Origin of the sequence: Paenibacillus thalictri, assembly GCF_004307995.1 — a bacterium.
GTDB lineage: Bacteria > Bacillota > Bacilli > Paenibacillales > NBRC-103111 > Paenibacillus_AF > Paenibacillus_AF thalictri.
Window position 1 is genome coordinate 166319 of the sequence record NZ_SIRE01000017.1, and the last position, 11235, is coordinate 177553.

The window sequence follows — 11235 nt, forward strand, 5'->3', positions numbered from 1 at the left end:
GCTCGCAAGAAAAGCTTCCGCTATGACACGAATGTACTTCATCGAAAGAACTTCGATCAGAAGCTTTTCTCATTTCTTGAGGATGTGATCGCGTTGCACTCCATTTGGAAGCACATGCAAAGCGCTGTGCTGGGCACAAGCCTGCAGAAAAAGCTGCTTTTTTTGTTCCTGCCGCTCGCTATTCTTCCGCTTGCCGTGCTGGGGGCTTTTTCTTATTACAAGTCGTCCCAGGTTGTTCAGGATCAAGTATGCCGGACGATTCTGGAAAACTTATCGCAAGTGAATTACAGCTTGAACTATTTTGTCAAAGATATTGAACAGCTGACGATGTACATTTACAGCAGCCGAGATATTCAGGACGTGTTGTCCAAGGAACACCAGCGGCCGCTTGCCGAGAAATATCAGGACGAGAAAAAAATCGCCGACATCCTGGAGACGTTTCTCGGCTTTAAGAACTGGGATATCGCGATTTATTTGCTGGGTGAAAATGGCGACAGATATTTTACCGGGGAATTGCTGCCCGGCCAATACGACGACTATAACCCGAATTGGGGGTTGTTCCGCAAAATGCGGCTGGCTCAAGGCAACGTCGTATGGGACACGCATTACAACATGAAAAAAACCGACGACTTCGGCATCGTGCTCAGCAGCGGGCGCCAGCTGAAGAAAATCGGCACCAATCAGCCGCTTGGCTACATCGTTCTGGACATTATGGAAAGCGGTCTGGCCGATAAATACAACAAGGCCCGCTTGCAGCCGGGCGGACAAGTCTTTTTGCTGGATGCGAGCGGCTATATCATCTCGAGCACACCTTCCAAACATCAGGTCGGCACCAAGCTGGCCGAACCTTATGTGGAACAGGTGCTGGAAGGCAGTAAAGGCTTCTTCAAGCAGATGAAAGTAAACGGTGAGCCGTCGATGATCATTTACGATACGTCCGAGGTGACGGGCTTCAAGCTGGTCAGCGTTGTTCCGTCGGCCGTGCTGACCAAGGAAAGCACAAGCATCCGCAGCGTGACGATATGGGCTATGGCGATCGGGGCGGCCGTCGCCTGCTGGCTCGCCTATGTGCTGGCGGTCACCATCACGACGCCGCTGCGCAAGCTGCGCGCTTTAATGCGTCAGGTGGAAAGCGGCAACATGAACGTTGCGTTCCCCTCCAAATACAAAGACGAGGTCGGCCAGTTGGGACACAGCTTTAATACGATGCTGCAGCGCATCAAGCAGCTGATCGACGAGGTGTACAACAAGCAATTGATGGTGCAGGAAGCGGAAATCAAAGCGATCCAAGCCCAGTTTAACCCGCATTTCTTGTACAATGCGCTGGATTCGATCAATTGGATGGCCCGTATTCATAAGCTCGACAACATCAGCCGGACGGTCATTGCGCTTGGCGAGCTGCTGCGGTTCAGCATACGGAAAGGGCAATCCTACGTCTCGGTCCGCGACGACATGCAGCAAATCCGCAATTTTTTGTTTATCCAGAAAATGCGCTACGGCGATAAATTTGAAGCCGAGATCGACATTTCTCCCGAAGTGGAGCGGCTTTATACGCTGAAGCTGCTGCTTCAGCCGGTAGTGGAAAATGCGATTACGCATGGGCTGGAAATGAAAAAAGGGAAAGGTCGTCTCGTCATATCCGGTGAACGGACGGGAGACCATGTGCGGTTTACGATTCAGGATGACGGTGTAGGTATGCCGGCAGACGTCGTTACGCATATCGCAGGGGGACGGTTTATGTCTTCCAATGAACAGAAAACAGGCATCGGTCTGGGCAATTTAAAAAAACGTCTTGAGCTCTATTTCGGTCGGGAAGGACGATTGGACATCACAAGCGAACCGGGACAAGGGACTAAAGTAGTCATCGAAATTCCGGTCATGACGACAGCAGGGGAGGAACGGCATGTATAAAGTCATTATCGTGGAGGATGAATGGCTGGTCCGCGAAGGCTTAAAGACGACCATCGCGTGGGAGCAGATCGGCTGCGAATTGGCGGGAGAAGCCGAAGACGGCATGGAGGCCTTGGAGTTGATCGGACGGGAGCACTTCGATATCGTTCTGAGCGACATCCGTATGCCGGCCTTGGATGGGATCGGCTTGGCCGAACGGCTGTCGACGGAGTACCCGCATATCAAAGTTGTATTTTTGACCGGCTATGACGATTTTATTTACGCGCAAAAAGCGGTTAAGCTGGGGGCTGCGGATTTTGTGCTGAAGCCGACGAACCCGGATGAGCTGATCGAAGTATTGGCCGGCGTCGTCTCCAAACTAGATGACGAGCGCAGCCGGTTGAAGCAAGCGGAACGTCTGGAACTGCGGCTTGTGCTCGGACAACCGATCATCATGGGCAAAATGCTGCAGGACATGATGTTGGATTACGCCGGGGAGCGGGAGACGGAGTTGTTCCGTGAATATTGCGCGCAGGGCGACGGAGAGCTTCGCGAATTCCGCATCGTGCTGCTGCAAGCCCATGATAAAGCAAGTCCCATGTCGGGACATGCGGAAGTTATTCGCCGGATCGAAGAGGAAGTTGCGCTGATTTCATCGTTTCCGCTTGTGCGCATGGGGGAAGCCCGCTATGCGATACTGGCCGATAAAGTGACGGAACGTGCGGGGCTGGAGCTTTTTTGGGAACGGCTTGCTTGGCTGCGCAGCAGCGTTGCTGCAATCGGCGCCGGCATCAGCGGCAAGCGCACCGGCACGGAGAACGTGTCGGGCGCCTACCGTGAGGCGCTTAATGCGATGTATGGCACGATGATTACCGGCGGTTTAAAGTTGAATTGGCATGAAGATATGGAGGAGCGGAGCTTGCGCACCGTATCCGACATATGGCTGGAATTGGATATGGTTCATCTAATCAAAACCGGGTTGCCCGAAGACATCCGCACGCGGGCTAGACAGTGGCACGCGCAATGGGTCCCGGAAGCTTTGGACGGGCCTGAACGGCTGTCGCGGTTTTTTGAAGGCGTGACGGCCTTATATGCGCTGCTGCTTCAGGACGAAGAATTCCAGCAAATCGGTCTTGACGCGCCGCTCCTCTTATCACCGCTTCATCAAACCGAGTCAGCAGAGCCGCATCTGCAGCGGTTTGAAGACCTGCTGCTGGAGTTGAATCAACGGTACGTGCAGCAGCATCACAGCAAGCCGCCTACCGGCTTCGAGAGCATCGAAGCGTACATCAAGGAGCACTATGGCGAAGAAATCACGCTGCAAGACATGGCCAGAAAACATCACATGAGCGAGAGCTATTTCAGCCGCTTGTTTAAGCAGCAAGTCGGCGTGAGCTTTATGGAGTATTTGACCGGCGAACGCGTGCGGCATGCCGTGGAGCTGCTGGCCAATCCCCGTCTGAAAATTTATGAGGTATCGCTGCAAGTAGGTTATCAGGACTCGCGTTATTTCAGTCAAATTTACCGCAAATACACCGGTGAAACGCCGACTGAATATCGCAAAAGACTGGGCATCGTCAATCTCCCGCTTTAATAGGGCGGGGGATTTTTTGTGTCGTACACGCAAAATGGGGCATAACAAAGCTAAGAACAAAGACAAGTGCAAAATCGCGCCAAAAGCAAGACGCCGGGTGCGCCAAGCTTAAGCGAAGCGATAAGCGGCGAACCAAGGGCGCGGCACCCGAGGCACATAGTCGCGCCCCCCATCATCGCGTCAAAAGAGAGACGCCGGTGCGCCAAGCTTAAGCGAAGCGATAAGCAGCGGACCAAGGGCGCGACATGAGAGTCACATAGTCCCGCCCCGCATCACCGCGCCGAAAGTAAGACGCCGGTGCGCCAAGCTTAAGCGAAGCGAAAAGCGGCGAACCAAGGCGCGGCGCTAGAGGCAGGCAGCCCCGCCCCGCATCACCACGCCAAAAGTAAGACGCCGGTACGCCAAGCTTAAGCGAAGCGATAAGCGGCGAACCAAGGCGCGGCACCCGAGGAACACAGTCGCGCCCAAAGTAAGACGCCGGTGCGCCAAGCTTAAGCGAAGCGATAAGCGGCGAACCAAGGCGCGGCCCTAGAAGCACACAAAGCTGCTCCACCGCCAGGCGGGTCCAGGGCGCAGCGCCAGCGCAGCGCCTGGGGTCCCCCTTCCAGGGGGATTTAGGGGGTCCCCATCCGCAAAAATTTCAACAACTAAGCAATTTCGTCGCATTGAAGGCGCTTACCATCAGCGGTTATAGTTATGTCAAGCCAGTCAAATAGAAGAACCGAGAGGGGTAAAATCATGAGAAAAGCCGTATCCGGCATCATTGCTTCCTTACTGCTCGCAGTCACAATTACAGGCTGCGGATCGCAGCAGGCAGCGCCAGAGAAAAAACAAGAGGGCGCAGCAGGAAATCCGCAGCCCGCAGCGCAGCAGCAAGCACCGGCGGCAGCGCCTAAGAAAGGCGGCAAGCTGACGTTGTATTCGCCAAACGCGGCGGAAGTGAACAATCCGATCATCAAGGAATTCCAAGACCGCACGGGCATCGAAGTACAGCTCATTTCCGGGGGCACAGGCGATTTGCTGAAACGCGTGCAAGCCGAAGCGGCCAACCCGCTGGGCGATATTTTCTGGGCAGGCGGCGCAGACTCGCTGGAAGCATACAAAAAATATTTTGAACCGTATAAAACAAAGGAATTTGATAACCTGTCACCGGAGTATGTGGACAAAAACAACATTTGGACACCGTTCGCGGCGCTGCCGATGATTATTATGTACAACAAGGAGCTCGTCAAGCCGGGCGAAGAGCCGAAGAGCTGGAACGACCTGCTTGATCCGAAATGGAAGGGCAAAATCGCTTTCGCCGATCCGGCCAAATCCGGTTCGTCTTTCACTCAGCTGGTCACCATGCTGTTTGCCTTCGGCAAAGACGACAAAGGCTGGGATTATGTCAAAAAATTCGTAAAAAATCTCGACGGCAAAGTGCTTTCCGGCTCCGGTCTGGTGTACAAAGGCGTAGCGGAAAAAGAATTTTCGCTTGGCGTTACGCTGGAAGAAGCGGCGTTGCGGTATGTAGACGGCGGAGCGAAAGTCGGCATCATTTATCCATCTGAAGGAACTTCAGCCGTACCGGACGGCATGGCGCTGATCAAAGGCGGCAAAAACGTCGAGCAGGCTAAGCAGTTCATCGACTTCCTGGTCAGCAAAGACGTGCAATCCCTGATTCAAAAAGAATTCAAACGCCGTTCTGTTCGCAAAGACGCGGAAGTTGTGCAAGGCGTCGCTCAATCGAAGGACATCAAGCTGGTCAACTACGATTTTGATTGGGCCGCAAACAATAAGGACGAAACGATTAAACGCTTCGGCAAAATTGTAACCGGTCAAGAATAGTTGTCTCTCAAGCCTTGCGGTGCCTTAATCGAATTTAAGGCGCCGCTTTTTTTAAGAAAAAACGGAGGGTTCAGGCCATGCAAAATATCGTATTTGATCATGTAACGAAATACTTTGGGACGCAAAAGGCGGTTAACGACGCGCATTTCCAAATCGAAGCGGGCGAGTTTTTCACCTTGCTTGGTCCAAGCGGCTGCGGGAAAACAACGCTGCTGCGCACGATTGCCGGTTTCTACCGGCAAGAAGAAGGCGACATCCATTTTGGCGGAAAAATCATCAACGACGTGCCGACCCATCAGCGCAACATCGGTATGGTGTTTCAAAACTATGCGATTTTCCCTCATATGACCGTGTTTGAAAACGTCGCTTACGGTTTGAAGGCACGCAGCGTGCCGAAAAACGAAATTGAAAAACGCGTCATGGAAGCGCTCGAAATGGTCGAGCTGACCCATTTGCGGGATCGTGTTCCTTCGGATATGAGCGGCGGTCAGCAGCAGCGCATTGCGCTCGCCAGAGCCATCGTCATCCGCCCGGCGCTGCTGCTGATGGATGAGCCGTTGTCGAACCTGGACGCCAAGCTGAGAGTAAAGATGCGTTCGGACATCCGCCGTCTGCAGAAAGAGCTTGGCATTACAACGATTTACGTGACGCACGATCAGGAGGAAGCGCTCGCCGTATCGGATCGGATCGCGGTCATGAGCGAAGGCCGGGTACAGCAGATTGCTTCGCCCGAAGATATTTACGCTTATCCGGCCAATCAGTTTGTCGCTAACTTTATCGGCACCTCGAATTTTATGAGCGGGGAATGCAGAGGCTACAAGCAAGAGACGGGCGAAGCGGCGGTGCTGCTGTCCGGAACCGACTTCAAATTAAAACTGAATAAAAAATACGAAGGCAAAGTATTGTTTGCGCTGCGTCCCGAGCGCATTCGGTTGGCTTCCGATAACGAGAAAACCGGAACGGTCCCGGGCGAAATCGAATCGGTCACCTTTTTGGGTGAAAAAGTGAGTTATATCGTTAAGCTGGAGGGCGGCACGCGGATCGATGTGCAGGAGCATGCGGTACAGCCGCACCACCTGCGGCAGGAACGGCAGCGTGTCCATGTCAATCTGCAGCTGGACAAAACGACGATGTTCGATGAAAGCGGCAAGGAGGTGCTGTACCGTGCAGCCTTCTAAAGCAAGCGCCGCGGCAGGAACTCCCGGCGGTATGCAGACAGGCAGCCGGCGGGGAATCAGAGCGTACTTCGACTTCAAGCGGTGGGATTTTTGGTCTTGGGTTACATTTGGCGTCTATTTGTTTATGCTCGCATTTATCGTATATCCCTTGTTCTCTCTGCTCATCAACAGCTTTTTTAACGATAAAGGCGACTTGTCGCTGCAAAACTACGCTAACTTCCTGAAGCTGAAATATTACTATACTGCATTATGGAACAGCTTTAAGGTATCGGCATTAAGCACGGTGTTTGCGATTCTTGTCGGCGTTCCGCTGGCTTATGTGATGACAAGGTACAACGTCAAATGCAAGGCGCTTATTCAAATTTTGGTCATCATGTCGCTGCTGTCGCCGCCGTTTATCGGCGCGTATTCGTGGATTTTGATGCTCGGCAACAACGGTTTCCTGACGCGTTTTATGCATGACATCGGTATTCCGTTTACCTCGGTTTACGGCTGGAAAGGTATTGTTTTTGTTTTTACGCTGCAGTTTTACCCGCACATCTTCCTTTATGTGTCCGGCGCGCTGCGCACGATCGACACCTCGCTGGAGGAAGCGGCGGAGAGCCTGGGACGCAACGCTTTTCAAAGGCTGATGACGGTCACGCTGCCGCTCATTTTCCCGACCTTGTCGGCCGGGGCGTTAATGGTATTTATGGCCTCATTTGCCGATTTCGGCACGCCGATGCTGCTGGGCCAAGGTTTTAAAGTGCTGCCGATTCTTGCGTACGAGCAGTTTATCAGCGAAATGGGCGGCAATCCGGCGATGGCCAGCACGCTCAGCGTCATCTTGATTTTATGCTCGACGAGCATCTTGTTTTTACAACGTTATTTCGTTTCGCGCAAAAATTACACGATGACCGGGATGCGCACGCCGAAGGTTCAAGAGCTGCGGACGCTGCCCAAGGTGCTGCTGACCGCAGGCGCTCTGCTGGTCGCGTGCGTATCGATGATACCGCAGGCAACGGTGGTCGTTACTTCGTTTATCAAAACAAAAGGGCCCGTATTCCATCCGGGCTTCAGCTTGAACAGCTACAAGGAAATATTGTTCCGCGTTCCGAAAGCGATTGTCAACACGTACAGCTTCTCGCTGATTTCGATCGTCATTATGGTCGTCATGGGGATGCTGGTCGCATATGTGCTGGTTCGCCGCAAGTCGAAGCTGACCGCTGCGCTGGATGCGCTGCTGATGATTCCTTACGTCATGCCGGGTACGGTGTTGGGGATCAGTATGATTATCGCCTTTAACAAACCTCCGGTGATTTTGACGGGAACGTGGGTCATCCTTGTTATTGCTTACGTCGTCCGCAAGCTGCCGTACACAATACGTTCCAGCACGGCGATTTTGCACCAGCTTGACCGGAGCGTGGAAGAAGCATCGATCAGCCTTGGCGTGCCGCCGATGAAAACATTTTTCAAAACGACGGGTCGTTTGATGGCGCCCGGTGTGTTATCCGGCGCGATTCTCAGCTGGATCACGACAATTAATGAGCTCAGCTCGACGATCGTATTGTATTACGGCGCTACGGCTACCATCTCGGTTACGATTTACAGTGAGGTATTCACTGCCAACTACGGCACAGGAGCTGCGCTGGCTTCGATTTTATCGATTTCGACGCTGGTTTCGCTGCTGATCGCCAATAAGCTGAGTAAAAAAGGACTGCAGTTATAAGTAACTTAAGCGTCTAAAAAAACATGTCCGTTCCATAGCGGCCATGCTACAATGAAACCGGATTGATCTGCGGCGCAAGCCGCATCAAGTACCGGGGAGGCTGAAAAGGCTGCTATGAGCAAGCGAAAACAGATGTACGGCCTAATTGCGGCGGTGATGATCATTGCCGCCGCATTAATGACTTATATACCTGCAAGTTCCGTTCCGCTTCCTTCTCCGAAGCAAACGGAGCGGACGACAACCATCTCCATTTGGGTTTTCAGCAAAGGCTGGGACAATTTGGTGTCCGAGTTTCAGAAGCAGTACCCGGACGTTGTCGTAGATGTGAGAGGGTTCCGTTCCTCCGAACAGCTGTATACGGAGTTGCTGGCTTCCATTTCTGCGAATGCGGCTCCGCAGCTGGCGGAAATCCGCAGCTTTTACGGGATATCGGGGCTGGTTTCGTCCGGCGCGGCCGTACCGGTAGATGATATCGGGGCAGGAGAAAACTTGGAATGGATCTCCGCTTTGTCGGAGCCGTTCCGATACAGCGGAAAGTTATGGGCCATCCCCACCGGCGGGAGCCTGCCCGTCGTTTTTTACAGGGATGAGTTGATGAAACGGACCGCTGAACAGAAGAACAAGCTCGACAACTGGAACGAAATTGAGAAGGCGGCGGCTTTGCCGGTACCAAGCCTGAACCAATCCGCTTCTGGACTTCATTGGGGGCTTGCCGTAGATAATGAACTGCCCTGGTATTTGGAAAATATCGCCCGCCTGTCCGGTTACGATCAGGCGCTAGCGATGTGGAAGGGCTGGGTTGACGGGCTTAGCATTATGGCTCCGCTTACCCATAAGGCGGCTGCGAGCGATTTTATCAACGGGAAAACCGGTGTATTTATCAGCTCTTCCGATAAATTGCCGACGATTGAGCGTTTTGTCGGAGGGAAATTTATATTTGCGCTCTCCGCTTTCCCCGGGGCCGAAGCAGTTGGCATGATTCCCGCGGTCAACGGGGTGGCTCTGCTGCAGGCATCGCCGGTTAAACAAAAAGCGGCGGCGAATTTTCTGTCTTTTTTAACATTAGAGCAGTCGCAAATAGCGGTATGGCGCAGCATGGGACTTATTCCCGCCCGGGCGGACGTTGCAGAACGTCTTCAAGAAGAAAACTCGGCATCATTCCGGCAAAAAATGATTTTGGATTCGGTCCGCTGGCTTGTCCCGCATTCGTCATCCGTGTCCGATCTGGAAGTATGGACGCAGACAAGCGAAAAGCTTGAAAAAGCGGAGCTGCAAGCGGGGGAGAGCGTTTCCGGCACCGGCGGTTAAGAGGCGGCCGCGAAAGAAAGGCCATCCGAACGGAATGGAAGGGTTATGTCTTGGGAGGTAAAATGCGATGAAAATAGATTATATTACGGTGCAAGGAACTACGGAATGGAATGAAGACGCTCTTGTGGTCAACGAGGGGCAACGTTTATTCGGCGTGCTCGACGGCGCGACTTCGCTTAAGCCCTATCGGGGAGCAGGCGGCGAAACCGGCGGGTATCTCGCAACCCGCATCATTCAGCAATACATGGAATCGCTGAGTCCGGAGGAACTGGACGCCGCCGGATTAAAGCAGATAGTTGTCCAGGCCAACACTCGATTGCGCGACAAAATGATTGAGGCGGGTATCGATGTCACCGACAAAGCGTCTTTATGGACCAGCGGTTTGGCATTGGTGCGCATTGGCGAGACGACGATCGAATATGCCCAGGTTGGGGATTGTATGATCGCCGCCGAATATGAAGACGGTTCGATTCGAACCGTTACCCGCGATCAGGTCGCCCATATCGATCATCACTCCAAAAAAGTTTGGGAAAACGCAATAAGGAGCGGTGTTGATTCGCGGGAGCGGCTGTGGGAGCTGGTTAAACCTGTCATCTTGCAAAATAAGTCCAAAATGAACACCTCCGAAGGATATTCCGTGATCAGCGGAGAGCCGGAGGCCGCCGATTGGATTGAATACGGGGCCATTAACAGGATGCGGATGAAAGCGCTGCTGTTGGTCAGCGACGGGCTCTTTATGCCTAAGGAAAGCGGAGCGGGCATGTACCCGTCGATGGAAGAGCTGTTTATGCACGTCAAGGAAAAAACGCTTGCCGGGTATGCGGAGTGGCTGGTCGATTTGGAACATGCCGATAAGGACTGCCTCCGTTACCCTAGGTTTAAAATATCCGACGACAAGACAGGCATTTATATTCAGTTTGGAGTTTAAAACGAGATGTTTTTTGTAATTTTAGAATAAATTGCCCCCGTCGGCTTAACACTAACCACAGCTAATCTTCAAGGATGAACAGAAAGCTGGTGGTTGGTTGCGATGGAATCATCGTTCCGGCTTATGGCGGAAAGTTGTCGCTGCCGGAATTGCCTTTATGATATTGGCTTCTCCGGTGGATGCGGCTCCCGCGAAGGGAGCTGCGCCGGGCGTCAATGACGATTTGGAGGAAGGTGTACATATCGTCATTGACAAGAGCTCCAACCTTTTGACGGTGTATTTAAACAATCATCCTGTCAGAGTATTTCGGGTGGCAACCGGCAGGAGCAAGCGATTGACCCCGGCGGGGAGGTTTAAAATTGTCGCGCAGATCAAAAATCCGTGGTACATCCGCAAAAACATCGCTGGCGGCAGTCCGCGGAATCCGCTTGGCACACGTTGGCTCGGACTAAGCGTTCCAGGCACCGGCGGGTATACGTACGGCATTCACGGCACGAATAATCCTTATTCAATCGGCAGCCATGCCAGCTCAGGCTGTGTCCGAATGTATAACCGCGATGTGGAATGGCTGTTCCGGCATATCCCGAAGGGGACGGTCGTTATCATTAGAGAATAGGCGCCTTGAGGCGTCTATTTTTTTTGCGGAGCCCTAAACCCTCATTTCACATTTTTTTTACATTTACATCATAGTTTCATCATCAACGTACGGTATGTTGGGATAAGATAGGCCTTTTGACGCTTTTTTGCACAATGGCTTTCGAGCTTTTGTTGTGAAGCAAGCGTTTACCCCTCAGAATAACCT

Annotated in this window: 9 protein-coding genes; 8 read left to right on the forward strand and 1 reads right to left on the reverse strand. The window is 52.8% G+C overall.

The genetic code is table 11. The features are described 5' to 3' along the window. Nucleotides 1-84: 84 nt before the first annotated feature. Nucleotides 85-1911, forward strand: a complete 1827-nt coding sequence (locus EYB31_RS23385) for a cache domain-containing sensor histidine kinase (protein WP_240762766.1) — start codon at nt 85-87, stop codon at nt 1909-1911. Then, on the forward strand, nt 1904-3484 hold the full coding sequence (locus EYB31_RS23390) for a response regulator (protein WP_131015838.1): 1581 nt from the start codon (nt 1904-1906) through the stop codon (nt 3482-3484). Before EYB31_RS23385 ends, EYB31_RS23390 begins: the two co-directional genes overlap by 8 nt. A gap of 208 nt (nt 3485-3692) precedes the next feature. On the opposite strand, the gene EYB31_RS23395 is transcribed toward EYB31_RS23390, so the two are convergent. Next, nucleotides 3693-4037: a hypothetical protein gene (locus EYB31_RS23395; protein ID WP_165452569.1), complete on the reverse strand. Its 345-nt coding sequence runs from the start codon at nt 4035-4037 to the stop codon at nt 3693-3695. A 185-nt stretch (nt 4038-4222) separates the two neighbouring features. On the opposite strand from EYB31_RS23395, the gene EYB31_RS23400 reads away from it, so the two are divergent. The 6 genes from EYB31_RS23400 to EYB31_RS23425 all read left to right on the forward strand — a co-directional run bounded on the left by EYB31_RS23400 (nt 4223) and on the right by EYB31_RS23425 (nt 11049). After that, the gene (locus EYB31_RS23400) at nt 4223-5311 is read left to right on the forward strand and encodes an ABC transporter substrate-binding protein (protein ID WP_131015840.1); all 1089 of its coding nucleotides are present in this window, start codon (nt 4223-4225) and stop codon (nt 5309-5311) included. Nucleotides 5312-5388: 77 nt separating this feature from the next. Further along, the gene (locus EYB31_RS23405; RefSeq protein ID WP_131015841.1) at nt 5389-6489 is read left to right on the forward strand and encodes an ABC transporter ATP-binding protein; all 1101 of its coding nucleotides are present in this window, start codon (nt 5389-5391) and stop codon (nt 6487-6489) included. Continuing rightward, the gene (locus EYB31_RS23410) at nt 6476-8197 is read left to right on the forward strand and encodes an ABC transporter permease (protein ID WP_240762768.1); all 1722 of its coding nucleotides are present in this window, start codon (nt 6476-6478) and stop codon (nt 8195-8197) included. Before EYB31_RS23405 ends, EYB31_RS23410 begins: the two co-directional genes overlap by 14 nt. A gap of 114 nt (nt 8198-8311) precedes the next feature. After that, a complete protein-coding gene (locus tag EYB31_RS23415) occupies nt 8312-9505 on the forward strand; it encodes an extracellular solute-binding protein (RefSeq protein ID WP_131015842.1) in 1194 nt (397 codons plus the stop codon). A 67-nt stretch (nt 9506-9572) separates the two neighbouring features. Next, nucleotides 9573-10433, forward strand: a complete 861-nt coding sequence (locus tag EYB31_RS23420; protein WP_131015843.1) for a protein phosphatase 2C domain-containing protein — start codon at nt 9573-9575, stop codon at nt 10431-10433. A 97-nt stretch (nt 10434-10530) separates the two neighbouring features. After that, nucleotides 10531-11049 carry a L,D-transpeptidase gene (locus EYB31_RS23425; protein WP_240762770.1) on the forward strand — a complete coding sequence of 173 codons (519 nt, stop codon included), beginning with the start codon at nt 10531-10533 and terminating at the stop codon, nt 11047-11049. Nucleotides 11050-11235 lie beyond the last annotated feature (186 nt).